Genomic DNA, 25,055 nt, shown 5'->3' with positions numbered 1-25,055 from the left:
CCATGACCATTGAAGTCCGCGTGCCCACCCTGGGCGAGAGCGTCACCGAGGCCACTGTCGCCACATGGTTCAAGAAGCCCGGCGACGCCGTGGCGGTGGACGAGATGCTGTGCGAGCTTGAAACCGACAAGGTGACCGTCGAGGTGCCGGCCCCCGCAGCGGGCGTCCTGGGCGAGATCGTCGCCGCCGAGGGCGAAACCGTCGGGGTCGATGCGCTGCTGGCCACCCTGAACGAAGGCGAGGGAGCCGCCGCCGCCCCCGCCGCTGCTGCCGCGCCCGCCGCCGAAGCCCCCGCGGCCGCGCCTGCCGCCGGTGGTGCTTCGGTCGACGTGATGGTCCCGACGCTGGGCGAAAGCGTAACCGAAGCGACCGTCTCCACCTGGTTCAAGAAGGTCGGCGATGCCGTCGCGCAGGACGAGATGCTCTGCGAACTGGAGACCGACAAGGTTTCGGTCGAGGTTCCGGCCCCCGCAGCGGGTGTCCTGACCGAGATCGTCGCCGCCGAAGGCTCCACGGTCGACGCCACCGCGAAGCTCGCGGTGATTTCCGCCGGTGAGGGAGCCGCCGCAGCCGCGCCGGCACCGCAAGCCGCCCCGGCCGCTGCTCCGGCGCCCGCCGCAGCCCAGGCGAAGGATGTGGCGGACGCTCCCTCTGCCCGCAAGCTGATGGCCGAGAAGGGCATCGACCCGGCCGCCGTCCAGGGCTCCGGCCGCGACGGCCGCGTGATGAAGGAAGACGTGCTCAAGGCGCTCGCCACCCCGGCCGAGAAGCCCGCCGCCCCGGCCGCGCCCCGTGCGCCGGTCCCGGCCGAGGACGCCGCGCGCGAAGAGCGGATCAAGATGACCCGCCTGCGCCAGACCATTGCCCGCCGCCTGAAGGATGCCCAGAACACCGCTGCGATCCTGACCACCTACAACGAGGTGGACATGACCGAGACCATGGCGCTGCGCAGCCAGTACAAGGACGAGTTCGAGAAGCGCCACGGCGTCCGCCTCGGCTTCATGTCCTTCTTCACCAAGGCCTGCTGCGCCGCGCTGAAGGAGGTGCCCGAGGTCAACGCCGAGATCGACGGCGACAGCATCGTCTACAAGAACTTTGTGCACATGGGCATCGCCGCGGGAACGCCCCAGGGCCTCGTCGTCCCGGTGATCCGCGACGCCGACCGCATGTCCTTCGCCGAGATCGAGGCCGCCATCGCCGAGAAGGGCAAGCGCGCCCGCGACGGCAAGCTCTCGATGGCCGAGATGCAGGGCGGCACCTTCACCATCTCCAACGGTGGTGTCTACGGCTCGCTGATGTCCTCGCCGATCCTCAACCCCCCGCAGTCCGGCATCCTCGGAATGCACAAGATCCAGCAGCGCCCGATGGTCATCAACGGCGAGATCGTCGCCCGCCCGATGATGTACCTGGCGCTCAGCTACGATCACCGCATCGTCGACGGCAAGGGCGCCGTGACCTTCCTGGTGAAGGTCAAAGAGGCCCTCGAGGATCCGCGCCGCCTGCTGATGGATCTGTAAGGTTCAGGCCGGGGCGGCACCAAGCGGCCCTGGCGATCGTCTGGGTGGGCAGGTCACAGGGTTGCCTGCCCAGGGGGGCAGATGCCGCGGCGGCTTGGTGTCGAGGCCGGTTCTTTGGAGCCGAACGGAACAGCGCACCTCGGCTCAGGGCAATTCAGGGAAGCGAAGGGCAAAATTGGTTTGAGCGATGGAGAAAACCGGGTCAAAGCTCTTCTTCGACCGGCCGGCGAAACCCGCGCAAAGGGCGCATTTGCTGGCGGCATCCTATGAAAAGATCGGTTCTTGCTTCGAGAGTCGTGCTGCTCACCACTTGTTCTTCCAATACATCTTCACCCCGAAAAGCAACGCCTGGGCCTATTCGCCCGCAGGCAAGACAGGTACCAACTCGGCCCTGGCACTCCTGTTCGAACTGGAGTTCGGTGTGCCGCTCAAGGCGACAGTCTCAAGTGAGGCCAACCTGTCGGATTCCGCCTTGCACCTCACCATGGCGGCAGGGGTCTTTCGGGAGCTTCTGGCGCGGCACGATATCGAGAGTCTGGCCGGTTACCTAGACAAGACGGTTCGTATCGCCACGATCCGCAACCCCACGGGGCGCGCCTGGTCGTCCTTCCGGTATCTATGCAAATCGAACAGGCTCGGCAGTCCGCAATTCGTCGAGGAGCGCATTCGGCTAACAGCGGCTACTGGATTCGACTGGGAGGAACACCCGTTCACGCAGGATGGCTTCGAACGATTTCTCGATTACGTGCATCTTTCGGTTTCCGGTTTTGCGGGCCGGGCTCCCAACAGCCACTGGCGGCCCCAATGGTTGGACATCCGTCCGGACGTCTACAAGCCCAACGTTGTGGGAAGACTGGAAGAGGCAGACAAGTTCGAAAGGGACCTATGCGAGGCCCTTGGAAAACGGCCGAAGGGCGCAAGCGCGCGGCTCAACGTGAACGACGAGATGGCGTCGCTGCCGGAATGGATCGGCAGAAGCGAAGTCAGGTCGCGCCTGATTTCCGTCTACGGCAAGGACTACGAGGCATTTGGCTATGAGCCCTGACCGGTCTGCGTCGCAGAGTTCGAGACGAAACAGAATTCAGGCGAACGCGGGAGAGCGTCCTCGCCAAAACAACCAGAGGAACATCACATGGCATCCTATGACGTCATCGTAATCGGCGCCGGCCCCGGCGGCTATGTCTGCGCCATCCGCTGCGCCCAGCTCGGGCTCAAGACCGCCTGTGTCGAGGGCCGCGAGACCCTCGGGGGCACCTGCCTCAACGTCGGCTGCATTCCCTCCAAGGCGCTGCTGCACGCCTCCCACCTCGTCCACGAGGCGGAGCACAATTTCGACGCCATGGGCATCAAGGCCGCGGCGCCGAAGGTCGACTGGGAAAAGATGCTGTCCTTCAAGGACGACGTGATCGGCGCCAACACCAAGGGTGTCGAGTTCCTGTTCAAGAAGAACAAGATCGACTGGCTCAAGGGCTGGGGCTCGATCCCCGAGGCCGGCAAGGTGAAGGTCGGCGGCGAGGTCCACGAGGCCAAGCACATCATCATCGCGTCGGGCTCCGACGCCGCGTCGATCCCGGGGGCGGAGGTGACCATCGACGAGAAGATCGTCGTGACATCGACCGGCGCGCTCGAGCTGCCGAAGATCCCGAAGAAGATGGTCGTTGTCGGCGGCGGCGTGATCGGGCTGGAGCTGGGCTCGGTCTACAAGCGGCTGGGCTCGGAGGTCACCGTCATCGAGTTCATGGACGGCATCACGCCGGGCATGGATGCGGAGATCGCGCGCAATTTCCAGAAGATCCTCAAGAAGCAGGGGCTGGAGATCATCACCGGCGCAGCGGTTTCCAAGGTCGAGACGCTCAAGACCAAGGCCAAGGTCACCTATGCGATGCGCAAGGACGGGGCCGAGAACACGATCGATGCCGATGTCGTCCTCGTCTCCACCGGCCGCGTGCCCTACACCGAGGGGCTGGGGCTCGACGCGCTCGGCGTGAAGCTGACCAAGCGCGGCCAGATCGAGGTCGATGCGCATTACCGGACCAGCGTGCCGGGCGTCTACGCCATCGGTGACGTGATCGAAGGCCCGATGCTCGCCCACAAGGCCGAGGACGAGGGCGGCGCGGTGGCGGAGATGATCGCCGGCCAGAAGCCGCATATCGACTACAACATCATCCCCGGCGTGGTCTACACGACGCCCGAGGTCGCTTCGGTCGGCGCGACGGAAGAGCAGCTCAAGGAAGCGGGACGCGCCTACAAGGTCGGCAAGTTCAACTTCATGGGCAACGGCCGCGCCAAGGCGATGATGCAGTCCGACGGCTTCGTGAAGATCCTGGCCGACAAGGAGACCGACCGGATCCTTGGCGCCCATATCATCGGCCCCGTCGCGGGCGAGATGATCCACGAGATCTGTGTCGCAATGGAGTTCGGCGCCTCTGCCGAGGATCTCGCCCGGACCTGCCATGCCCACCCGACGACGTCGGAAGCGGTACGCGAGGCGGCGATGGCCTGCGGCGACGGTCCGATCCACGCCTGACGGGACGGGCGGGGGTAGCTCCCCCGCCCTCCATCCTCCCGCTTCGGGGGCTCAGCCCGGAACCTGGGCGGCCCTCGCCGGGACTGCCGCCACCGGTGCGGCCACGGCTGGTACTGGAGCAACGTGCGGCGCTGCCGCAGGTGCCAGATTTCGCGGTAAGGGGCCGAAGCAATTGGCGGCCAGCAGGCATACGGCGGCCGCAAATGCCATTCGTTTCATGCAGTCAGGCACTCCCGGATGTTGGATCTCATGGAGCGACCCGCGACCTGTGAAGGAAGCGGGCCGTTCTCTCCATCCGGCATCCCATCCCGGAAATGTGGACTGGCTATGTGGAAGTCATGGAGCGGGCCGACCGCGGCGTCCGGCCGTCAGATGAACGGAACGAAGGGCACGCCGCATCCGGCAAGCATTGTCAGGGCGGCGAGAGCCAGCAGGCGCCGGATCATGCGGTCTTCCTTTCCACGATGACGGAGCCCACCGAATAGCCCGCGCCAAATGAGCAGATGATGCCGAGGTCACCCTCGGCGAGATCCTCGGAATGCTGGGCGAAGGCGATGATCGAGCCCGCCGAGGAGGTGTTCGCGTAGTCCTGCAGAATGTTGGGCTGTTCGTCCGCATCCGGCGTCCGGCCCAGGACCTTCCTGCCGATGAAGTCGTTCATGGTCTTGTTGGCCTGGTGGAGCCAGAGCCGGCTGAGCTGGTCGGCCGCGATGCCCTCGGCTTCCATGTGATCCGCGATATGGGCGCAGACCAGCGGCAGCACCTGTTTGAAGACCTTTCGGCCCTCCTGCATGAAGAGCATGTCCCGGCGGTCGTCCATGTGCCCCTCGCGGGTGCGACGCAGGAAGCCGTTGTTGTTGCGGATGTTGTTCGAGAACTCGGTGGCGCAGCGGGTGGAGCGGATCAGGAAGTGATCCCCCTTCGCGTCCTCGGCCCGTTCGACGACGGTGGCGGTGCAGACGTCGCCGAAGATGAAATGGCAATCCCGGTCGCGCCATTCGAGATGCGCCGAGCAGATCTCGGGGTTCACCACCAGCGCCTTGCGGACGGACCCCGTGCGGATCATGTCGGCCGCGGCCTGAAGGCCGAAGGTGGCGGAGGAACAGGCGACGTTCATGTCGAATCCGAAGCCGCCGCAGCCCAGCAACTGCTGGATCTCGATGGCGATGGCCGGGTAGGCGCGCTCGTGGTTCGACGCGGCGCAGATCACCAGGTCGATCTCCTCGGCGGCGATACCTGCCTGGCGGAGCGCGGCGTTGCAGGCCTCCACGCCGATCTCGGCCATCAGGGAGGGTTCGTCGTCGCTTCGCGCCCGGAAGACGGGGTGCATGATCTCGGGGTCGAGGGTGCCGGTCTTGTCGAGCACGAAGCGGCTCTCGATGCCGGAGGCGTGGACGATGAATTCGGAGGAGGAATGGGCCAGCGGCTCGGCCTCGCCGGCGGCGATCGCCTCGGCATTGGCGGCGTTGCTGCGGTCGGCATAGGCGTTGTAGGCGGCGACGAGTTCGTCGTTGTAAATGGCCTGCGACGGCGTGAAGACCCCCGCACCGGTTATCGCTGGCTGATGCATCGATGCCCCTCCTTCTGGGTGCCCGTCCTTGCACCCGGTTGCGAAGGAAGGTCAAGCAAATCCGGCGTGAACGCCGTCGCGTCGCAGCGGCATTTCCGGGCAGGTCGGCACCGGTCAGATGTCAGTGCGACAGGTCCGCCGCGAGTTCGGGCTCGGTGTCTTCGGAGGCGTCGGCATCCTCCTCGTCCGGGCTGCCGGTACCGGAGGCCTCGGCCACCCGTTCGGCCAGTGCCGCGGCCAGCGCCTCGGGCGGAATCTCCTCGCCGAGCCATTGCAGCAGCGGGCGCAGGCCCTCGGGGTCGGAATTGAAGCTGGCATGGTCGAGGAGAAAGGTCTGCTCAGGGAAGTCCTCGTGGGCGTGCCTGAAGCGCTCGATCGTGGCTTCCAGAACGTCGATCACGATGTCGCGGTCGCGGGTCTGCCACCAGGCGGAATCGGCCACTTCATCGGGGTTCCGGGTCAGGAAGATGACACGGGAGTCCTCGAACTGGGTGAGCATGAAGCGCAGGATGCCCCGGAAGGCCTGATCGGTCAGGCCGTCGGCGGTGTAGCGGATCTCCTTGAAGCCGGTGAGCCGCGTGCCGTCGGGCGGCGCGAGCACGTCGCGGGTAAAGGCCTGGGCGAGGTTCGTGCCGAACCTGTGCGGCCGCATCTCCCCGGCGCCGTACCAGGGATGGGACACCGGCCCGCTGGCCTCGCCATGGCGCCGCCGGGAGCGCTGCGAAATCATGAAGGCCTCGGCGATCGGACGCAGCAGGCCGCCGTTCTCCCCGCGCAGGCAGGCGCCCTTAATGGAGTTGAGCGCCTTCATCAGCGCGGTGGAGCCGGTCCGGCCATAGGTGATTATGAAAACGTGCTTCATCGGGCTTCGGGTGCTTGGAATGTGGTCTTGCCCGGGCAGGGGTATCATCCGAAGCCGCCGCCGAAAACCGGACATCCTGTAGCCGCCGTCAACGGGCTGCTCCCGCCCGGGGCCGAGGCATCGAAGATGCCCCGGTCCCGGTTGGGCGTGGCCGCGCGCTGCGCGCGCGGCGGCCCGTTCCGGCCGTCGGTCCTCAGGCGTCCTGAAGCGCGCGGACCCCGATCTCGCCTTCCTCGCGGGCCTTCATGGCCAGCGCCGCGGCATGGGCGGCGGCGAGGGTGGTGAAATAGGGGATCTTGTCCATCAGCGCGACGGTCCGCATCGAGCGGCTGTCTTCCACGGCCTGAGCACCCTCGGTGGTGTTCATCACCAGGTTCACCTGCCCGTCCTTCATCACGTCGACGATGTTGGGGCGGCCTTCGTAGACCTTGTTGACGATCTTCGCCGGGATCTCGTGTTCCTTGAGGAACGAGGCGGTGCCCCGCGTCGCGAGGATCTCGAAGCCGAGTTCGTGGAGCGTGCGGGCGGTTTCCACCAGCTGCGGAGTCTTGTCCTCCGGCTTGATCGACAGGAAGACGCAGCCCGCGTCGGGCAGGTCCGCGCCGGCGCCTATCTGGGCCTTGAGGAAGGCGCGGTGGAAGTTCTTGTCCGAGCCCATGACCTCGCCGGTGGAACGCATTTCCGGTCCGAGCAGGGTGTCGACACCGGGGAAGCGGGCAAAGGGCATGACCGCCTCCTTGACCGCGAAGGTGTCGATCTGCGGATCGATCAGGTCGAAGGTGTCGAGCTTTTCGCCGGCCATCAGCCGCGCGGCGATCGAGGCGATGGGCGAGCCCACGGCCTTTGCCACGAAGGGCACGGTGCGCGAGGCGCGCGGGTTCACTTCGATCAGGTAGATCTCGCCGTCCTTGATCGCGAACTGCACGTTCATCAGGCCGACCACGTTCAGCGCCAGCGCCAGCGCCTCGGTCTGCCGCTTCAGCTCCGCAATGGTCTCGGCCGACAGCGAATAGGGCGGCAGCGAGCAGGCAGAGTCGCCGGAGTGGACGCCGGCTTCCTCGATGTGCTGCATGATGCCGGCCACGTGCACCTGCTTGCCGTCGCAGAGCGCGTCGACGTCGATCTCGATGGCGCCGGAGAGGTAGCTGTCGAGCAGGACCGGGCTCTTGCCGGAGACCACGACGGCCTCGGAGATGTAGCGCTCGAGCTGGGCGTGATCGCGGACGATCTCCATCGCCCGGCCACCGAGCACGTAGGAGGGCCGGATCACCAGCGGGAAGCCGATCTCGCCGGCGATCCGGATCGCGGCGGCGTCGGAGGAGGCGATGCCGTTCTTCGGCTGCTTGAGCCCGAGCTTGTTCACCAGCGCCTGGAACCGCTCGCGGTCCTCGGCAAGGTCGATCGCGTCCGGCGTGGTGCCGAGGATCGGGATGCCGGCGGCTTCGAGGTCGTTGGCGAGCTTGAGCGGGGTCTGGCCGCCGAACTGCACGATCACGCCGTGCAGCGTGCCCTTTTCCTGCTCGACCCGCAGGATCTCCATGACATGCTCGAAGGTGAGCGGCTCGAAGTAGAGCCGGTCGGAGGTGTCATAATCGGTGGAGACGGTCTCGGGGTTGCAGTTGACCATAATGGTCTCGTAGCCCGCCTCGGTCAGCGCGAAACAGGCGTGGCAGCAGCAATAGTCGAACTCGATGCCCTGGCCGATCCGGTTCGGGCCGCCGCCGAGGATGACGACCTTCCTGGCGTTGGACGGGCGCGCCTCGCACTCCGTCTCGCCCATCGCCGGGACCTCGTAGGTCGAGTACATGTAGGGCGTTTGCGCCTCGAACTCCGCGGCGCAGGTGTCGATCCGCTTGAACTGGGCCACGACGCCGAGGTTCTCGCGGGCACGGCGGACGTTGGCCTCGTCTCGGCCGGTCAGCACCGCGAGGCGCGCATCGGTGAAGCCCATCATCTTGAGCTCGCGAAGCCCGTGTTCGTCCATCGGCAGGCCTTCCTTGCGGATGCGGGCCTCGGTGCCGATGATCTCGCGGATCCGGGCGAGGAACCACGGATCGAAGGCGGTGATCTCCTGGATCTCGTCATCCGAGAAGCCGAAGCGCATGGCGTGGGCGATCACCCGCAGCCGGTCGGGCGTCTTGAGCGCGAGCGCCCGGGTCACCGCCTTGTCGATGGCCATCTGGTCGCCCTTTTCGCGACCGACGAGGATCTGCGGGACGACCGGATCGTCGCTCTCCGCATAGACCATGTTCTCGGGTCCGGGCAGGCCCTCAATCGCGACCTCGTCGAAGCCGGTCAGCCCGGTTTCCATCGAGGCCAGCGCCTTTTGCAGGGATTCGTGGATCGTCCGGCCGATCGCCATCGCCTCGCCCACCGATTTCATCGCGGTGGTCAGCTCGGGCTTGGAGCCGGGGAACTTCTCGAAGGCGAAGCGCGGGATCTTGGTGACGACGTAGTCGATGGTCGGCTCGAAGCTCGCGGGCGTCACCTTGGTGATGTCGTTGTCGAGTTCGTCGAGCGTGTAACCCACGGCGAGCTTGGCCGCGATCTTGGCGATCGGGAAGCCGGTCGCCTTGGAGGCCAGCGCCGAGGAGCGGGAGACGCGGGGGTTCATCTCGATCACGACCATGCGGCCGTCCTCGGGGTTGATCGCCCATTGCACGTTGGAGCCGCCGGTCTCGACGCCGATCTCGCGCAGAACGGCGATCGAGCCGTTGCGCATGATCTGGTACTCCTTGTCGGTCAGCGTCAGCGCGGGAGCCACGGTGATGGAATCGCCGGTGTGCACGCCCATCGGATCGACGTTCTCGATGGCGCAGACGATGATCGCGTTGTCCGCCTTGTCGCGGACGACCTCCATCTCGAATTCCTTCCAGCCCAGCAGGCTTTCGTCGATCAGGATCTGGCTGACGGGCGAGGCTTCGAGGCCGGAGCGGCAGTAATACTCGTAATCGTCCCGGTTGTAGGCGATGCCGCCGCCGGTGCCGCCGAGGGTGAAGGCGGGGCGGATGATCGCCGGCAGGCCGACCGTCTCGATGGCTTCCATGGCCAGCGCAAGGCCGGCCTTGATGTCGTACTTGCCGTTTTCGCCCTTGGGCGAGGAGACGATGGTGGCACGCGGGTTTTCAAGACCGATCCGGTCCATCGCCTCGCGGAAAAGCTTGCGGTCCTCGGCCATCTCGATGGCGGTGCGGTTGGCGCCGATCAGCTCCACCCCGAATTTCTCGAGCACGCCCATATCGGCCAGCGCCAGCGAGGTGTTGAGCCCGGTCTGCCCGCCCATCGTGGGCAGCAGCGCGTCGGGGCGCTCCTTCTCGATGATCTTGGCGACGATCTCGGGAGTGATCGGCTCGATGTAGGTCGCGTCGGCCATGCCGGGGTCGGTCATGATTGTCGCCGGGTTGGAGTTGACCAGGATGACCCGGTAGCCTTCCTCGCGAAGCGCCTTGCAGGCCTGGGCGCCGGAGTAATCGAACTCGCAGGCCTGGCCGATCACGATTGGCCCCGCGCCGATGATCATGATGGACGAGATATCGGTGCGTTTGGGCATGAGTGAGTCTCCGGGCAGCAGGGTCGGCGCAAATTGCCTGCGTTATAGACAGCGGGCGGGGGGGCGCAAGGGGCGGGATGACCGGAGGTGGAAACGGATTGGGCGTACACAGGCCGTCGCGAGGGAAAGTGATGACTTCCGAGGCGATCCGCCATTGCGTGGCTCTGCGCTTCGGCACAGGGTCCGCGCATGGTGAGCAGGCGATGATCGAGGCGGGATCGAGCAGCAAACGCGGTGCGGGACGGCTCCGCGCCGAGTTCCTTGCCCTTTTCGTGCTCGCGCCGCTCGTCATGGCGATCCTTGTGCCGCCGCGCCAGATGTTTTCGGTGCTGTTCGGAATGACCGCCGTCGGGCTGGTCCTGCTGCACCGCACAGCGGCGTTCCGCTGGCGCGACCTGTTCGCAGGGCGCGACAGGATCGACTGGGCATGGATCTGGCTGATCGGCCTTCTGGTCATGCTTTTCGGAGCCGCGCTGCTCTGGCTGGTGCGGCCGGAGGCGCTGTTCGCGCTGGTGCGGCGGCAGCCGGAGCTGATGATCATGATCCTGCTGCTCTATCCGCTGCTCTCCGCACTTCCGCAGGAGTTGCTCTTCCGGGCGCTCTACTTCCGCCGCTACCAGTCGATCCTGCCCCGGCAGCGGTGGGCGGCGCTGCTGCTCAATGCAGCGATCTTCTCGCTGGCGCACCTCATGTACTGGTCCTGGGTGGTGCTCTTCATGACCTTCGTGGGCGGGTTGGCATTTGCCTGGGCCTACGAGATGCGTCGGTCCTTCCCGATGGCGTTCCTGCTGCATGCCGTGGCCGGAGACGTGCTGTTCCTCGTGGGGCTCGGGGTGTTCTTCTACTCGGGCAATGTCGTCCGCCCATTCTGAGGCGACTCCATTTCGGCAGTGACCAGGTGGGGGCAGGTCGGTTCGTCGCAGGGCGTGGCGATTGAATCTTCTGGGGAAATGCTTATTTCGGCGGCTTGCGAGGCTGTTCAATGGCACATCCACTCAATCTCACGATCGACCTTTTTCTGAGCCGCATGGAGGCGCGGGGCGAGTTCGACGACCTCTCCGGTTCCGGCGAGCCGATCCCGGATCTCGAAGGCCCCGCGCCCAGCGTGATCGACAAGCTGCTGGCCGAGTCCGACGCGAGGCCCGTTCCGGTTCTGCTCAACATCGAGATCGCCGCGCTTCGGGAAAGACTGAACGGCGAGCATGATCCGGCGCTGCGCAAGGACATCATGAAGGAGCTGGCGGACAAGCAGACGCGGCTCGCCATCGAGATCGAGGCCTACAATCGATAGCCAACCGCCCCGTAGGCCTCAGCTTTCATCAAACTGAAACATAGCCGTTACCTGAGCGTCGTCGTTCGTGGCCACAGATCCCCCCGTGAAATCCAACGGGGGTTCCCTATGAACAGACTACTGACCGTCAGCTCGGTGCTGGCTCTTGTCGCCGGCTCGGCGCATGCGGAGATGACCTTCAATCGCATCGCCTCCTTCGCAACGCCGCTGAACATGGCCGAGGGTGAAGACGCCGCGCGCGAGACCTCTGCCGAGATCATCGCGGCGACGCCGGATGGCATGACGCTGGTCTACACGGACAGCCCGCTTGGCGTGATCGGTCTGATCGACATCACCGATGCCGCGGCGCCGAAGCCGCTGGGCAACATCGCGCTGGACGGTGAGCCAACCTCGGTCGCGATCATCGGCGACCGCGCCTATGTCGGCGTCAACACCTCCGAGAGCTACACCGACCCCTCGGGCCACCTCGCGGTGATCGACATTGCGGGCAAGGAGATCGTCGGCACCTGCGATCTGGGCGGTCAGCCGGATTCGGTGGCCGCGGCCAAGGACGGCTCCTATGTCGTCGTGGCCATCGAGAACGAGCGCGACGAGGAAGCCGGCGACGGCCGCGTGGGCCAGATGCCCGCGGGGTTCCTCGCGATGATCGATGCCGCCGACAACACCGCGGTCTGCGATACGCTGAAGACGGTCGAGCTGACCGGCCTGGCCGAGGTCGCCCCGGAAGATCCGGAGCCGGAATTCGTCGACGTGAACGGTCTGGGCGAGACGGTGGTGACGCTGCAGGAGAACAACCACATCGCCGTGGTTGCCCGTGACGGCACGCTGCTGGCGAACTTCTCCGCTGGTGGGGTCGACCTCGAGAACATCGATGTCGACGAGGAAGGCGCGCTGACCTTCGACGGCGAGCAGATGGGCCGCCTGCGCGAACCCGATGCCGTGAAGTGGCTGGACGACGACTATTTCGTCACCGCCAACGAAGGCGACATGGACGGCGGCTCGCGTGGCTGGACGATCTTCAGCAAGGACGGCTCGGTCGTCTACGAGGACGGCGCGTCGTTCGAGTATGCCGTGGCGGAGATCGGCCACTATCCCGAGGGCCGTTCGGGCAACAAGGGCGTCGAGCCCGAGTCGGTCGAGGTCGCGACCTTCGGCGGCACGCCCTACATCTTCATCGGCGCCGAGCGTGCCTCGGTGGTCGGCGTCTACGACGCGACCGACCCGTCCGCCCCGGTGCTGAAGCAGCTGCTTCCCTCCGGCATCGGGCCCGAGGGCTACGTGGCGATCCCCGAGCGCAACCTGCTGGTCTCCGCCAACGAGACCGACCTTGGCCCGGACGGCGGCGTGCGTGCCCATGTGATGATCTTCGAGATGGCCGAGGGCGACGCCGCCTACCCGATGCTGACTTCCGGGGGCATCACCATGGAGAACGGTGCGCCGGTCGGCTGGGGCGCGATCTCGGGCATGGTCGCGGACGCCGAGGTTCCCGGCATGATCTACGCCGTGAACGACAGTTTCTACGGGATGCAGCCGACGATCTTCAAGATCGACGCGACCGGCCATCCGGCAAAGATCGTCGAGGCGATCCGCGTGACCCGCGAGGGGCAGCCGGCCCAGAAGCTCGACCTGGAAGGCATCGCGCTCGACGGCGACGGCGGCTTCTGGCTCGCCTCCGAGGGCCGCACCGACCACGTGATCCCGCATGCGCTCTACCGCGTGGACGCCGAAGGCGCGATCGAGGAAGAGATCGGCCTGCCGGCAGAGCTTCTGGTCGGCGAGACCCGTTTCGGCTTCGAGGGTGTCACCAAGATCGGCGACACGCTCTGGATGGCGGTTCAGCGTGAGTGGGGCGGTGATCCGATGCATCACGCGAAGCTCGTGGCCTACAACCTCGAGACCGGGGAATGGGGCGCCGTGCACTACCCGAAGGCCGCGCCGGACTCCGGCTGGGTCGGTCTGTCCGAGATCGTCGCCCATGGCGATTGGGTCTACGTCGTCGAGCGCGACAACCTGATCGGCGATGCGGCGGTGACCAAGAAGGTCTACCGCGTGCCGGCTGCCGAGATGGTGCCGGCTGCGCTCGGCGGCGAACTGCCGGTGGTGAGCAAGGAGGAGGTGCGCGACCTGATCCCTGACCTGCTGCAGCTCAACGGCTACGTCCAGGACAAGGTTGAGGGCCTGGCCATCGACGCGACCGGCGAGATTTTCGTCTCGACCGACAACGACGGCATCGACGACCATTCCGGCGAGACGCTGTTCTTCTCGATCGGCATGGCCGAGTGATCCCTGCCTGACAGGTGGAAATTCGGACGGGGCGCGCGGGAGACCGGGCGCCCCGTTTCGTTCCGCGCGCTGCTGCGCGCGTGCCTTCGGCGAGGGTATTTGAGCCAGGAAGATCAGGGGCGCGAGAAGTGGAAGCGCGTCACCTGTTCGGAGGTTTCGCCCGCCTCGAGCTCGATGCTTGGGAAGCCGGGTTTGTTGGGCGCGTCGGGCCATCCCTGCGCCTCGAGGGCGATACCGCATCGCGGGCCGCAAGGGCGGCCGTCGAGCCCCTCCGCGCCGGAGACGGGCATGTGGCGGGCGTCGTAGAGCTGGAGGCCGGGCTCGGTCGTCTCCAGCGTCATGGCGAGGCCGTCCGGCGCGGTCAGGGTTGCGGCGGGCGCGAGCGTGCGGCGCGCCTCGGCGAGGCAGAGGTTGGTATCGAACACGTCTGCAGGGCTGAGGACACGGGCCGCGCGGAAATCGAGTGGCGTTCCGTCGACAGGGCGGACCTCGCCGGTGGGGAGGGCCGTGGCGTCGGTGGGCAGGTAGGCGCGGGCGGCGACCTGGAGCGTGTGGCCGTCGAAGGTCGGGTTTCCCGAGAGGTTCCAGTAGCTGTGGTTGCAGAGGTTCGCGAGCGTCGCCGCGTCGCTCGTCGCCCGGAGAGCCAGGGTAAGGTCCAGGCCGTCGCCCAGGGTGAACTCGGCCTCGAAGCGCCGGTTGCCGGGCAGGCCGCCTTCGCCATCGGCCGCCGTGCAGCTGAGCAGGAGCCGGGTGTCCGTGGCGGCCTCGACCTGCCACACCTTGCCGCCGAGCCCGGTGCTGCCGCCGTGCAGGTGGTTCACGCCGGCATCGTTGGGTTCGAAGTCGAGGCGGCGCCCCCGGAACCGGGTCGTTGCGCCGCCGATCCGGTTGGCGACGGGACCGACGATGGTTCCGAAATAGCCGAAGGCGCCGGAGGCGTAGCCGGCGAGGTCGGGGCTGCCGAGGGTCAGCGACCGGTCAAGCCCGTCAAGGTAGAGGCTCTGGAGCGTCGCGCCGTAGGTCAGCACGCTGGCCCGCATCGCGCCGTTGTTCAGCGTGATCCGTTCGACGGGGGTGCCGGACCGGGTGCTGCCGAAGGGCGCGCGGGTCATCGGAACGGCGTCCAGGTGACGCCTGCCGCGGGCACGGTCACGCCATCGTGGTTCAGCGGTTCGGGCGCGTAGTTGATGTAGAAGCGATGGGTGGCAGTGTCGCGGATGCGCAGGCCGTCCGGCAGGTCGGTCGTGGCGACGCCGGCCTCGGCGCAGGCGCTGCGCAGGATACGAACCATCGCCTCCGGGTCCGGCCAGCCGGCGAGGTAATGCAGGCCACCGGAGCGGACCAGCACCGGCTGGCCAGCCGTTGTCCGCTCCACGACCTCGGCGCTGCCTTCGAGCCGTTCGAGCCAGCGACCGATGCATCCCCCGGCTTCCAGCGGTTCCTCCGCGCCGTTGGGCAGGCTCTCGGTGAGTGCGATCGTGGTGTCGAGGCCCGGGAGCGCCGGAGGCAGCGGCACAGGGATGGCGAAGTTCGGCGTGCGGGTGCCGGTGCGCGGGCCGAGGATGGCAAGCCCGCTGTGGGTCGCGAGCGCCGCGCGCAGCGCGTCGGGAAGGGTGAAGAGGCCGGGGCCGAGCACGAGCTTGTAGGCCGAGAGGTCGGCGCCGGCGAGTGGCAGGATGTCGACGTTGACGCCCAGCCGGCGCAGCCCGCGATAGACCTCCGTGACAAGGCGGAAATAGTCGAAGTCGGCGCCTTGCGGTTGGGTCTCCCACGCCCAGGACGAGGGGTAGTCGAACAGGATTGCCACGCGGGCCTGCGCCGGGGTGACGTCTGGCATTTCCTCGATCTCGCGGGCGACCTGAGCGGCCTCTGCAAGCGCCGGAGCGGGGGCGCTGTCCGGGCGCAGCAAGCCGGCGTGCATCTGTTCCTGTGCGAAGGGGGCCTGCCGCCAGCGGAAGTAGCAGACCGCTTCCGCGCCGTGGGCAATGGCTTCCCAGGCCCAGAGCCGCGCCATGCCGGGCAGCGGGGCGGGGTTGTGCGGGGCCCAGTTCACGGGGCCGGGCTGCTGCTCCATCACCCACCAGCGGCCGCGCCCCACGGCGCGGTAGAGGTCGTGATGGAACGCCTGCATGTCCGGGTCGCCCTGACGCAGGAAGCGGCGCTTGTGTTCGGCGGTGTCCTCGAGCCGGTCGGACAGGAAGCCGATCGGGTAGCTGTCCCAGCTCGCGATGTCGAGATCGGCGCCGGTATCGAAATGGTCGAACTCCAGCACGCGGCCCATGTAGTTGTGGATAAGGGGAGCGTCGGTCAGCGGACGCAGCGCCTGCGCCTGGACCCGGTTGTAGGCGACGACCTGGTCGCTCGAATAGCGGCGCCAATCCATCACATGCGAGGGGTTCGGCTCGGTCACGGTCAGCGCCGGCGGATCGATCTCCGAGAAATCGGCGTATTCCATCGACCAGAAGACGTTGCCCCAGGCGCGGTTCAGCGCATCCGGCGACTGGTATTTCTGCGCCAGCCAGTTGCGGAAGCCGGCGATGGCAGCGGCGGAATAGCTGACGGTCGTGTCGTGGCAGGCGTATTCGTTGTCGATCTGCCAGGCCTGCACATGCGGATTGCGGCCGTAGCGTTCGCCGAGGATCCGGGCGATGCGGACGGATTCCTCGCGGTACCCGAGGTGGCTGAAGCAATAGTGACGGCGCGAGCCGAACTTGCGCGGCCGGCCCTCGGCGTCGACGGCGAGCATGTCGGGATGCTTCTCGACCATCCAGCGCGGCGGCGTGGCCGTGGGTGTGCCGAGAACGACCTTGAGCCCGGCGGTGCCGAGCGTCTCTATCGCGCGGTCGAGCCAGTCGAAGGTAAACTGCCCCGGCTGCGCTTCCAGCCGCGACCAGGCGAATTCGCCGATCCGGACCCAAGTGAGGCCGGCCTCGACCATGCGGGCCGCGTCCTCGGCCCAGATCTCCTCCGGCCAGTGTTCGGGGTAGTAGCAGACGCCGAGTGCAGGTTTCACAGGATCACCTTGTGTTCGGGCTGGCCCTTGCCGACAGCTTCGACGGCGAAGGTCATGCCGTTTTCGGGCCGCGCGACGATGGCGCTTTCGGGAAGACCATCGCGGGCGGAGGTCACGAAGAGGGTAGAAAGGTCGTCGCCGCCAAAGGCGGGGCAGGAGGTCTGGTGCGCGCCGAGCGGGACGGTTTCGGTCAGGCGGCCGTCGCGGTCGTAGACGGCGACCCGCGCGGCGCCCCATTGCGCATTCCAGAACCTGCCGTCGGCGTCGATCACGGCGCCATCCGGCCCCCAGTCATGCTCCCGCATGTCGATGAAGACCTCGGACTCGCCCTCCGGCCAGCCGTCGGCCTCGTTCAGACGCAGCCGTCGGATGACGTGCTCGCGGGTGTCGCAATAGCAGGCGTGCCCGCCATCGGGGTCGAAGCAGATCGCGTTGGGGATGGTGATGCCGGGCAGGATCCTGCGCAATTCGCCGCGGAAGTAGCGATAGATCGCCCCGGCGCCGTCTTCGGCGTTGAAGCCCATCGTGCCGATCCAGAAGCCGCCCCAGGGATCGGCCCGGCCATCGTTGGAGCGGGTATCGGGATTGTCGGCTTCGAGCGGGCAGATGTCTTCCCGCGCGCCGGTCTCGAGCTCGAACCGGAACAGGGCGCTCGAGGAGGCCACCAGAAGCGCCGTCTCGTCGAGCCAGCCGGCGGCCGAGACGTGGTCGTCGAATTGCCAAACCCGGGTGTCGCCGTCCCGGCGCGTCAGCAGCTTGCGGTCGAGGATGTCGAACCAGAAGAGCTGACCGAGCGCCGGATGCCAGAGCGGCCCCTCGCCGAGCCGGCAGGGGGTGGGGTCGAAGATCCGTGTCATGAGGTTGCGGCGTCGTAGGCCTGCACGATCCGGGTGGCGCGGGCGAAGATGTCTCCGGCGTCCATGCCCGGGGTGTAGAGCGCCGAGCCGATGCCGAACCCGTCGGCTCCTGCGCTCAGCCAGGTCTGGAAGTTCTCCGGTCCGGCCCCGCCAACGGCGTAGACCTCCGTCTTCGGCGGCAATACGGCGCGCAAGGCCTTGAGACCGTCCGGTCCGGCCATGTTGCCGGGAAAGAGCTTGAGTCCGTCGGCGCCTGCCTCGAGTGCGGCGAAGGCCTCGGTCGGGGTGAAGATGCCCGGCCAGGATTCCATGCCAAGCGCCTTGGTGGCCCGGATCACCTCGGGCACACAGTTTGGCGAGACCACGAGCTTGCCGCCGGCCTCGGCGACCTGCTCGACCTGCGCGACGGTGAGCACGGTGCCCGCGCCGATCAGCGCCCGGTCACCCACCGCGACGGCCATTTCGCGGATGCTCTCCAGCGGGTCGGGCGAGTTGAGTGGAACCTCGATCCTGTCGATGCCCGCGTCGAGCAGCGACAGCGCGGCGGGAGCGGCCTCGGAGGGCGAGATGCCACGCAGGATGGCGATGATGGGGCGGCTCATGTGGGTATCTCCGTGGTGTTCGACCGGGCGGCGATCAGGCCCTTCAGGACCATCGCGTCGCCATCGGCCAGCGTCGCCGTGACCCCGAGGCCGGACAGCGCCGCGCCGTAGCGTCCGGAGATCCCGGTGGCGCCGACGATGGCGATGTTCTGGCCCAGCCAGTAGGGGCGGGCGGCGGCGAGTTCCGCTCCGATCAGCAGGCCCGAGAGCCGCGCCCGCGCGGCGGCCGCGGGCAGGCCATTGAGCAGCCCTTCGGCGCGCAGGCCGAACAGGCGCGCGGCCAGCTTCTCGGGGCGCGAGACCGCGTCGTCCACGGCCTCGGCAAAGGCGTCGTCGTCCCAGTCCTCGCCGCCGACCGAATGACGCAGCACAGTGTGGCCGGCGAGCGCGGCAAAGAGTTCGCCGGTCATGAAGGTCTGGAAGCTCACGACCTCGCCCGCGCTGACATGGACCCACTTGCTATGGGTGCCGGGCAGGCAGATCACGCCGTCGAACTTCGGGTTGAGCGCCTGGAAGCCGGCAATCTGGGTTTCCTCGCCGCGCATCACATCGGCCGGATCGGCCTGGCTGAGCCCGCCGATGATCCGGAAGCTCAGGCGCGGGTCGCTCGTCGGGGCGGCGGTCAGATCGGGAGAGAGCGGGGTGCAGGGCACCGCTCGGTAGCCTGCCTCGGCCCAGCCCTGCCGCGCGCCGACCATGCCGCAGGCGATCGCCTCGATCCGCTCCGAGGGGCCGACATGCGGGGCGACCAGCGCCAGGAAGGTCGGCTCGAACTGCTCCGGTGCGAGGCCGCCCATGCCGGTCGGCGAGCTTTCGGCCCAGAGCACGGAGCCGTCCGTACCGATCCCCCAGGCCCGGAGCGACGAGGTGCCCCAGTCAACTGCGATCCAGTCCAATCTGCTCATCCTGTCGTCACCACCCCACCGTCGAGCACCAGCGCCTGCGCCGTCATGGCTGCAGACGCGCTGGATGCGAGAAAAAGAACGCCCCCGACCATGTCGTCGGGCGCAAGTGTCCGCTTGAGGCACTGCCGGTCGATGTGTGCCTCCATGCCTTCCGGCGTCAACCACTTCTCGAGTTGCCGGTCGGTCACCACCATGCCCGGCATCACCGCGTTGGCGCGGATGTTGTCGGGGCCGAATTCGCGCGCGAGCGTCCGCGTCAAACCGGTGATGCCGGCATTCGCTGTGATGTAGGGGGCATAGCCGCAGTCCGCCATCATGTAGCTGATCGAGGACATGTTGACGATCGACCCGCCGCCGGCGGCCTGCATCCCCGGGATCACCGCCTGAGCGGCGAAGAAGTAGGACTTGAGATTGATCGCCATCGAGGCGTCCCAGAAAGCCTCGTCGACCTCCAGCGTGTCGTGCCGCTGGTCATTGGCGGCGTTGTTCACCAGCACCCGCACCGGGCCATGCGCCTGCGCGGCCGCCTCGATGGCGGACTTGAGGCCGGCGGTGTCGGTTATGTCGCAGGGCAGGAACAGCGGACGGTTGCCCGTCCGGCGCTCCATCTCGTCGCAGAAAGCGCCGGCGTCCGATCGCTGGACGAAGGCCACGCGGCTGCCCTGCTGCAGGAAGCCCTCGGTCAGGGCCGCCCCGATGCCGGAGCCGCCGCCGGTGATGAACACCGATGCGCCTGCGAGATCGGGAAAGATCGGGTGGTCGCTCATGCGAGTCTCCTCGGCAATGCTCCATGCGCTACATGCCTGCTCCAATGCCCGGAAAATGCAACGAGACGGACGGTCGCGCGGGACATTTCAGAGCCTCCGGCCCTCGATGACCCAGATGGTTTCGGGGAAGCTCCACGGCAGGGCCAACCCGGCCTGCATCAGCGCGGCGCCGCTCATCTCGAGCGGACCGGCCTTGAGCGCCGGGGTGCCGCGCGAGAGGCCGACCACTTCCGCCCGGTTCGCCAGGTCCACCCGGTAGCGGGCGGCAGGCTCGAGCCCGGTCAGTTGCAGCGGGCGAGGGGCGATCTGTGCCGGGCTCGCCGCGCGGCCGGCAAAGACGACAAATCGGCTGCCGTCGCGTGCGAGCTGCTCCTCGGCGATCAACGTGGGGTCGGCGTGATCGAGCCGCAGGATATCCGCCCCGCGCATCCAGTCGCGGTTGGCCTTCCACCAGCTGGTGACCTGCTTCAGCACGGCGGCCTCCTCCTCGGAGAGCTCCCGCGGGTCCATCTCGAAGCCCATGTGCCGCTGCGCCGCCACCCAGGCGCGGCAGCGGATGTCGAGGTTGCGCCCCGAGGTGTGGCAATGCCGTGGCCCGACATGCGAGCCGGTGACGGCGAGCGGCAGGAACAGCGCGGCCTCGTGCTGGATGCGCATCCGCTCCAGCGCGTCGTTGCTGTCCGACAGCCAGACCCGCTGCGCGCGCCGCATGACGCCGAAATCGATCCGCCCGCCGCCAGAGGAGCAGCTTTCGAACTCGACGTCGGGATGCGCGGCGCGCAGCCGGTCGAGCAGGGCGTAGAAACCGCGTGCCTGTGCGCCATCGGGGGCTGGCAGGACGCGGTTGTGGTCCCATTTCACGTAGTCGATCGCGCAGCCGCCGAGCACGGCCGAGATCTTGCCGAAGAGGTGGTCGCGCACATCCGCCCGGGCCATGTCGAGCACCATCTGCTGCCGGCCGGGGATCTGGTCCGCCGGGCCGAGCCGCCAGTCGGGATGGGCGCGGAAAAGGTCGCTGTCCTCGTTGACCATCTCCGGCTCGAACCAGATCCCGAAGGTCATGCCGAGGCCGTGGATGTGATCGATCAGCGCTCCGAGACCCTCGGGGTACTTCCGCGGGTCGATGTCCCAGTCGCCCAGGGAGGACGTGTCGTCGTCGCGGAGCCCGAACCAGCCGTCGTCCAGCACGAACCGCTCGGCGCCGAGCGCGGCCGCCCTGTCGGCGATCTGCCGGAGGGTCGGGATGTCGTGGTCGAAATAGATCGCCTCCCAGCAATTGTAGTGCACCGGCCGCGGCCGATCGGGATGCGGCCAGGTGACGAGGTGATCGCGCAGGTGGCGCTGGAAGCTGGTGGCGCAGCCGTTGAGGCCGGTGTCCGAGAAGGTGGCATAGAGCGTCGCCGTCTCGAAGCGGGAGGCAGGCGCCAGCTCGGAATGGGCGGCGTGGCCGAACTGGACCTGGCGGCGGCCGTCCGGCAGCTCTTCGGCGAGCATCCTGTGCCCGCCGGACCAGCCGTAATGCAGCGCATAGGCCGCTCCGCGGGTGTTGGTCGCGCCGCGGCAGGGCAGGATCAGGCCCGGGAAATGCGCGTGGTCGGTACGCCCGGTGCGGTTGTCGCGCATCCGGATCCCCGCGTCCCAGGGCGTGCGGACGGGGCGGAACTCGCCGATCCAGCGGCCGGCGAAATCGATCATCTCCGTCGCGTTCTGCGGCGCCGGCAGCACCGGGGCGGCAAGCCAGTTCAGGCGCAGCGGCCGGTCGGCCTCGACGGCGGCGCGGGCCGCGATCATGTCGCTGTCCGCAGTGGTCTCGAATTGCGCGCTGTAACGCAGTCCGAGGGCGGCGTCTGCGTAGCTGAGCGTCAGCCGGCCCGGGGCTTCCTCCGCGGAGACGAAACGGAACGCGGGGGCGAGCGGCGTGCCGTCGGCCTCGGCGATCTCCATGCCGGGCTGGCCGGGAAAGGTGCGCGAGGTCTCCGGGCAGATCGAGAGATCCGGGTTGCGGTCGATCATCCCGCCAGTCACGTCGAGCTCGCAGGCGGAAACGAGGACCGCGAGGTCCTCGTTCTCGGGCAGGTTTGCCCCCCAGTAGATCACTTCCGCCAGCCTGTCGGATCGGGCTCCGAGCACCAGCGTCTGTCGCGGCGTGTCGAGCCGCCAGGTTCGTGTCATTTCACGGCTCCGAGGGTCAGGCCGGCGATGAAGTGCCGCTGCATCAGGAAGAACATGGCCACCGGCGGCAGGGCGGCGATGATGGCGCCGGCCGAAACCAGCTGCCATTGCGCGATCCACTGGCCGTTGAGCGAGTAGAGACCGGCGGTGACAGGCTGGGTTTCCTTCGAGGTGGTCAGAACCGTCGCCCAGAAATAGTCGTTCCAGATGAAGGTGAAGATCAGCACCGCAAGCGCCGCGATGGCAGGCTTCATCAGCGGCAGCACGACGTACCAGAAGATCTGGAATTCGCTGACCCCCTCGACCCGCGCCGCTTCGATCAGCTCCTTCGGCAGGGCACGGATGAAGTTGCGCATGAAGAGCGTGCAGAAGCCGGTCTGGAAGGCGACGTGGAACAGAACCAAGCCGGTGGTGGTGTTGTAGAGGCCGAGGTTCACGGTCATGTCACGGACCGGGACCATCAGGATCTGGAACGGCACAAAGTTGCCCGCGACGAACATGAAGAAGATCCAGATGTTGCCGCGGAACCTGTAGATGCCGAGCGCGAAGCCGGTGAGGCAACTCAGGATCAGTGTGCCGATGACGGTGGGGATCGTCACCTTGAACGAGTTCCAGATGTACTGGCCGATCGGCGAGTTGGTGAACACGTCGCCGTAGTTGGAAAATGCCAGCGCGGAGGGCAGGCCGAAGTAGTTGCCGGCCGCCAGGTCGGATGCGGGCTTCACGCTGGTGATCGCCACGCCGATCAGCGGCAGCAGCCACAGGATCAGCGCCAGCGGGAGGGCGATCTGGTAGCCGATCTGGACCGCGCGGGATTGCTGTTCGATGGGACGGGGGAACATGTCAGAGCCCTTTCCGTTCGTCGTCGACCATCTTCCAGATGAAGCCGGAGATGAAGACCATCATGATGAGGAAGAGAACAACCGCGATGGCAGCGCCGTAGCCCATGCGGTAGCCGTATTCGGAGAGCGCCTGCTCGTACATGTAGAAGCTGAGCACGCGGCTGGAGCCGAACGGGCCGCCGTCGGTCATGATCGACACAAGGTCGAAGGAGCGCAGCGCACCGATGACCGTCACGACCACGGCCATGAAGGTGGCTGGGCGCAGCTGTGGCAGGATCACGTACCAGAGCATCTTGAAGCCCTTGGCGGCGTCGAGACGTGCGGCCTCGATCTGCTCGGGATCCACGGCGTTCAGGCCGGTGAGGTAGAGGATCATGCAATAGGCGATCTGCGGCCAGAGACCGGCTGCGATGATGCCGTAGGTCACCAGGTCCGGGTCGGCGAGCACCGCGATACCGGAGCCGGTCGCCCATTCGATCAGCTTGTAGAAGAGACCGAAGTTGGGCGCATAGAACCAGGCGAAGATCAGGCCCACGACAACCTGCGAAATCACGAAGGGGAAGAAGAACAGGGATTTGTAGGCGCGGATGCCGCGGACCTTCTGGTTCAGGAAGATCGCGATTCCGAGGCCCGCCGGCACGGCGAGCATGTAGAGCACCAGCCAGATCACGTTGTTCTTGAGCGAGGTGTAGAAGGCGTCGTCGTCGAACAGTTCCTGGTAGTTCGAGAAGCCGATCCATTCCTTCTCGCCCAGCCCATCCCAGTCGAAACCTGAGAGCCAGAAGCTCTCGAAAATCGGGATGATGACGTAGACGAGGAAGAAGATGACGCCGGGGATCAGGAAGATGTAGGGCGTCAGCTTCTGCTGGTTCTCGCGCCACCAGGAGCGATGCTGCGGACGCGATTGCGTGCCTGCATGGGTCATGCGCGCACCCCTTCGATTGTTGGATGGACCGATGGTCGGCGCGGGGCCGACGGGAATCGTGTGGCCGGATGGACCGGCCACACGGGATCAGGCTCGAGGCCTATTTGTAGATGCGCTGACGCGCTTTCTCGAGCCGCTCGAGGATGTTGTCGAGCTGATCCGGCTGCACCATGTACTGCTGGAAGCCTTCCATGCCCATCTTGGCCATCTCGGCCGGCGCGTCGCGGTCGAAGAACTGCGCGATGCCGCCCGGGGTGGTCGACAGAAGCTCGAAGCCGGCCTTGATGAACGGGTCGTCCTCGTTGACGGAGGCGTCCTTGTTGATCGGCAGCTGGCCCATGGCCGCGTTGATCTTGGTCTGGGCGTCGGGGCCGGCGAGATAGGCCAGGAACTTCTTGGCGTCTTCCACGTTCGAGGCGCCCGACGGGATGTGCACGGTATCGGTCGGCGCTTCTTCGGCGCGCGGCACGTCGGGGTTGATCGTCGGGAAGGGCAGGAAGCCCAGGGTCTCGTCGGTCATCCCGCCTTCCTTGAAGACGGCGACGGCGAAGTTGCCCATGACGTAGTTCGCGGCCTTGCCCTGCACGAGAAGCGCGGCGGCGTCCTGCCAGTCGAGCGCGGCGTGGTTCTGGGTGATGTAGCCCGGTTCCACCAGCTTGGCCCATTCGGCGAAGGTCGCCTTCACGCGGTCGTCGGTCCATTCGACTTCGCCGTTGGCGAGCGCCATGTGGAACTCGTAGCCGTTGGTCCGCATGTTCAGATAGTCGAAGATGCCGGCTCCGGGCCACAGCGCCTTGGTGCCCGTGGTCACGCAGTCGATGCCGGCTTCCTTGAAGGCGGCGCAGTTCTCGATGAACTGGTCCCATGTCTCCGGAACCTCGACGCCGGCGGCGGCATAGGCTTCCTTGTTATAATAGATGCCCCACTGGTAGTAGGTATAGGGCACGCCCCACTGCTTGCCGTCGATGGTCATCGAGGGCAGGGCGGAGGCCAACGACTCTTTCAGGCCGTGCTCTTCCCAGACATCCGAGACATCCATGAACTGGCCCGAATTGACGAAGGGGGCCATGCGGTTGCCGGCGTACCAGTTGGCGAGATCCGGCGCTTCCGCGGTCAGGAAGTTGCGGATCGAGGTCTTGTAGCCTTCGTGGTCGAAGTTCTGGAACTCGATCTTGATGTCCGGGTTCGCTGCTTCGAAGTCGGCGATGACTTCCTGCATGGCGGCCAGAGGGGCCGGGTCGAAGTCGCCGTAGTACTTGACCGTCCGTTCCTGCGCGAAGGCAGCCGATCCCGCGATCACGGCAATCGCCGAGACCGACACGGTAAAGATGGAACGCATTTGGTTTCCTCCCGTTTGCGCTTCTCAACGCAG

At 66.9% G+C, this 25,055-nt stretch carries 19 protein-coding genes; 6 read left to right on the top strand and 13 right to left on the bottom strand.

Going from position 1 to position 25,055, the window contains the following annotated elements; all coding sequences use genetic code 11:
* Nucleotides 1–2 precede the first annotated feature (2 nt).
* The 3 genes from odhB (at nucleotide 3) to lpdA (ending at nucleotide 4,044) form a co-directional block, all read left to right on the top strand.
* Complete coding sequence (gene odhB, locus CHB86_RS21740) at nucleotides 3–1,517, top strand: 2-oxoglutarate dehydrogenase complex dihydrolipoyllysine-residue succinyltransferase (RefSeq protein WP_089235225.1); 1,515 nt, start codon at nucleotides 3–5, stop codon at nucleotides 1,515–1,517.
* A 187-nt stretch (nucleotides 1,518–1,704) separates the two neighbouring features.
* A complete protein-coding gene (locus CHB86_RS21735; protein ID WP_089235224.1) occupies nucleotides 1,705–2,562 on the top strand; it encodes a sulfotransferase family 2 domain-containing protein in 858 nt (285 codons plus the stop codon).
* Between the two features lie 87 nt (nucleotides 2,563–2,649).
* Nucleotides 2,650–4,044 (top strand): dihydrolipoyl dehydrogenase, encoded by a 1,395-nt coding sequence (lpdA, locus tag CHB86_RS21730; protein WP_089235223.1) that lies wholly within the window; start codon nucleotides 2,650–2,652, stop codon nucleotides 4,042–4,044.
* 442 nt (nucleotides 4,045–4,486) lie between these two features.
* Here the strand turns inward: lpdA and CHB86_RS21725 are convergent, their stop codons facing one another.
* From CHB86_RS21725 to carB, 3 genes are all read right to left on the bottom strand, one after another.
* Nucleotides 4,487–5,614, bottom strand: coding sequence for a beta-ketoacyl-ACP synthase III (locus tag CHB86_RS21725; RefSeq protein ID WP_089235222.1), 1,128 nt, complete (start codon nucleotides 5,612–5,614; stop codon nucleotides 4,487–4,489).
* A 121-nt stretch (nucleotides 5,615–5,735) separates the two neighbouring features.
* Nucleotides 5,736–6,476: a sulfotransferase family protein gene (locus CHB86_RS21720; protein WP_089235221.1), complete on the bottom strand. Its 741-nt coding sequence runs from the start codon at nucleotides 6,474–6,476 to the stop codon at nucleotides 5,736–5,738.
* Nucleotides 6,477–6,669: 193 nt separating this feature from the next.
* Complete coding sequence (carB, locus tag CHB86_RS21715; protein ID WP_089235220.1) at nucleotides 6,670–10,026, bottom strand: carbamoyl-phosphate synthase large subunit; 3,357 nt, start codon at nucleotides 10,024–10,026, stop codon at nucleotides 6,670–6,672.
* 131 nt (nucleotides 10,027–10,157) lie between these two features.
* On the opposite strand from carB, the gene CHB86_RS21710 reads away from it, so the two are divergent.
* From CHB86_RS21710 to CHB86_RS21700, 3 genes are all read left to right on the top strand, one after another.
* Nucleotides 10,158–10,898, top strand: coding sequence for a CPBP family intramembrane glutamic endopeptidase (locus CHB86_RS21710; RefSeq protein ID WP_245838268.1), 741 nt, complete (start codon nucleotides 10,158–10,160; stop codon nucleotides 10,896–10,898).
* 110 nt (nucleotides 10,899–11,008) lie between these two features.
* Entirely contained in the window at nucleotides 11,009–11,317 is a 309-nt protein-coding gene (locus CHB86_RS21705) for a DnaJ family domain-containing protein (protein ID WP_089235219.1), read from the top strand.
* Nucleotides 11,318–11,425: 108 nt separating this feature from the next.
* Nucleotides 11,426–13,600, top strand: a complete 2,175-nt coding sequence (locus tag CHB86_RS21700; protein ID WP_089235218.1) for an esterase-like activity of phytase family protein — start codon at nucleotides 11,426–11,428, stop codon at nucleotides 13,598–13,600.
* A 113-nt stretch (nucleotides 13,601–13,713) separates the two neighbouring features.
* Here CHB86_RS21700 and CHB86_RS21695 read toward each other — a convergent pair whose 3' ends face one another.
* From CHB86_RS21695 to CHB86_RS21650, 10 genes are all read right to left on the bottom strand, one after another.
* Entirely contained in the window at nucleotides 13,714–14,712 is a 999-nt protein-coding gene (locus tag CHB86_RS21695; protein ID WP_089235217.1) for an aldose epimerase family protein, read from the bottom strand.
* The gene (locus CHB86_RS21690) at nucleotides 14,709–16,613 is read right to left on the bottom strand and encodes a beta-galactosidase (protein ID WP_089235216.1); all 1,905 of its coding nucleotides are present in this window, start codon (nucleotides 16,611–16,613) and stop codon (nucleotides 14,709–14,711) included. Before CHB86_RS21690 ends, CHB86_RS21695 begins: the two co-directional genes overlap by 4 nt.
* Nucleotides 16,610–17,470, bottom strand: coding sequence for an SMP-30/gluconolactonase/LRE family protein (locus CHB86_RS21685; protein ID WP_089235215.1), 861 nt, complete (start codon nucleotides 17,468–17,470; stop codon nucleotides 16,610–16,612). Before CHB86_RS21685 ends, CHB86_RS21690 begins: the two co-directional genes overlap by 4 nt.
* Complete coding sequence (locus CHB86_RS21680; protein ID WP_089235214.1) at nucleotides 17,467–18,072, bottom strand: 2-dehydro-3-deoxy-6-phosphogalactonate aldolase; 606 nt, start codon at nucleotides 18,070–18,072, stop codon at nucleotides 17,467–17,469. The genes CHB86_RS21685 and CHB86_RS21680 overlap by 4 nt, the downstream gene beginning before the upstream one ends.
* Nucleotides 18,069–18,977: a 2-dehydro-3-deoxygalactonokinase gene (locus CHB86_RS21675; RefSeq protein ID WP_089235213.1), complete on the bottom strand. Its 909-nt coding sequence runs from the start codon at nucleotides 18,975–18,977 to the stop codon at nucleotides 18,069–18,071. The genes CHB86_RS21680 and CHB86_RS21675 overlap by 4 nt, the downstream gene beginning before the upstream one ends.
* The gene (locus CHB86_RS21670; protein WP_089235212.1) at nucleotides 18,974–19,744 is read right to left on the bottom strand and encodes an SDR family NAD(P)-dependent oxidoreductase; all 771 of its coding nucleotides are present in this window, start codon (nucleotides 19,742–19,744) and stop codon (nucleotides 18,974–18,976) included. Before CHB86_RS21670 ends, CHB86_RS21675 begins: the two co-directional genes overlap by 4 nt.
* 87 nt (nucleotides 19,745–19,831) lie before the next feature.
* Entirely contained in the window at nucleotides 19,832–21,916 is a 2,085-nt protein-coding gene (locus tag CHB86_RS21665) for an alpha-galactosidase (RefSeq protein WP_089235211.1), read from the bottom strand.
* Entirely contained in the window at nucleotides 21,913–22,758 is an 846-nt protein-coding gene (locus CHB86_RS21660) for a carbohydrate ABC transporter permease (protein WP_089235210.1), read from the bottom strand. The genes CHB86_RS21665 and CHB86_RS21660 overlap by 4 nt, the downstream gene beginning before the upstream one ends.
* A gap of 1 nt (nucleotide 22,759) precedes the next feature.
* Nucleotides 22,760–23,683, bottom strand: a complete 924-nt coding sequence (locus tag CHB86_RS21655; protein ID WP_089235209.1) for a carbohydrate ABC transporter permease — start codon at nucleotides 23,681–23,683, stop codon at nucleotides 22,760–22,762.
* A 100-nt stretch (nucleotides 23,684–23,783) separates the two neighbouring features.
* Nucleotides 23,784–25,022, bottom strand: coding sequence for an ABC transporter substrate-binding protein (locus tag CHB86_RS21650; RefSeq protein WP_089235208.1), 1,239 nt, complete (start codon nucleotides 25,020–25,022; stop codon nucleotides 23,784–23,786).
* Nucleotides 25,023–25,055: the final 33 nt, after the last annotated feature.

The sequence above is a fragment of the Tropicimonas sediminicola genome (assembly GCF_900188335.1).
GTDB classification, from domain to species: Bacteria; Pseudomonadota; Alphaproteobacteria; order Rhodobacterales; family Rhodobacteraceae; genus Tropicimonas; species Tropicimonas sediminicola.
This window is presented reverse-complemented; position numbering and strand designations above follow the sequence as displayed.

What these genes read in the sequence shown, in the direction of transcription:
- odhB (WP_089235225.1), top strand. Translation starts at nt 3, where the DNA reads ATGACCATTGAAGTCCGCGTGCCCACCCTGGGCGAGAGCGTCACCGAG.
- CHB86_RS21735 (WP_089235224.1), top strand. Translation starts at nt 1,705, where the DNA reads ATGGAGAAAACCGGGTCAAAGCTCTTCTTCGACCGGCCGGCGAAACCC.
- lpdA (WP_089235223.1), top strand. Translation starts at nt 2,650, where the DNA reads ATGGCATCCTATGACGTCATCGTAATCGGCGCCGGCCCCGGCGGCTAT.
- CHB86_RS21725 (WP_089235222.1), bottom strand. Translation starts at nt 5,614, where the DNA reads ATGCATCAGCCAGCGATAACCGGTGCGGGGGTCTTCACGCCGTCGCAG.
- CHB86_RS21720 (WP_089235221.1), bottom strand. Translation starts at nt 6,476, where the DNA reads ATGAAGCACGTTTTCATAATCACCTATGGCCGGACCGGCTCCACCGCG.
- carB (WP_089235220.1), bottom strand. Translation starts at nt 10,026, where the DNA reads ATGCCCAAACGCACCGATATCTCGTCCATCATGATCATCGGCGCGGGG.
- CHB86_RS21710 (WP_245838268.1), top strand. Translation starts at nt 10,158, where the DNA reads ATGACTTCCGAGGCGATCCGCCATTGCGTGGCTCTGCGCTTCGGCACA.
- CHB86_RS21705 (WP_089235219.1), top strand. Translation starts at nt 11,009, where the DNA reads ATGGCACATCCACTCAATCTCACGATCGACCTTTTTCTGAGCCGCATG.
- CHB86_RS21700 (WP_089235218.1), top strand. Translation starts at nt 11,426, where the DNA reads ATGAACAGACTACTGACCGTCAGCTCGGTGCTGGCTCTTGTCGCCGGC.
- CHB86_RS21695 (WP_089235217.1), bottom strand. Translation starts at nt 14,712, where the DNA reads ATGACCCGCGCGCCCTTCGGCAGCACCCGGTCCGGCACCCCCGTCGAA.
- CHB86_RS21685 (WP_089235215.1), bottom strand. Translation starts at nt 17,470, where the DNA reads ATGACACGGATCTTCGACCCCACCCCCTGCCGGCTCGGCGAGGGGCCG.
- CHB86_RS21680 (WP_089235214.1), bottom strand. Translation starts at nt 18,072, where the DNA reads ATGAGCCGCCCCATCATCGCCATCCTGCGTGGCATCTCGCCCTCCGAG.
- CHB86_RS21675 (WP_089235213.1), bottom strand. Translation starts at nt 18,977, where the DNA reads ATGAGCAGATTGGACTGGATCGCAGTTGACTGGGGCACCTCGTCGCTC.
- CHB86_RS21670 (WP_089235212.1), bottom strand. Translation starts at nt 19,744, where the DNA reads ATGAGCGACCACCCGATCTTTCCCGATCTCGCAGGCGCATCGGTGTTC.
- CHB86_RS21665 (WP_089235211.1), bottom strand. Translation starts at nt 21,916, where the DNA reads ATGACACGAACCTGGCGGCTCGACACGCCGCGACAGACGCTGGTGCTC.
- CHB86_RS21660 (WP_089235210.1), bottom strand. Translation starts at nt 22,758, where the DNA reads ATGTTCCCCCGTCCCATCGAACAGCAATCCCGCGCGGTCCAGATCGGC.
- CHB86_RS21655 (WP_089235209.1), bottom strand. Translation starts at nt 23,683, where the DNA reads ATGACCCATGCAGGCACGCAATCGCGTCCGCAGCATCGCTCCTGGTGG.
- CHB86_RS21650 (WP_089235208.1), bottom strand. Translation starts at nt 25,022, where the DNA reads ATGCGTTCCATCTTTACCGTGTCGGTCTCGGCGATTGCCGTGATCGCG.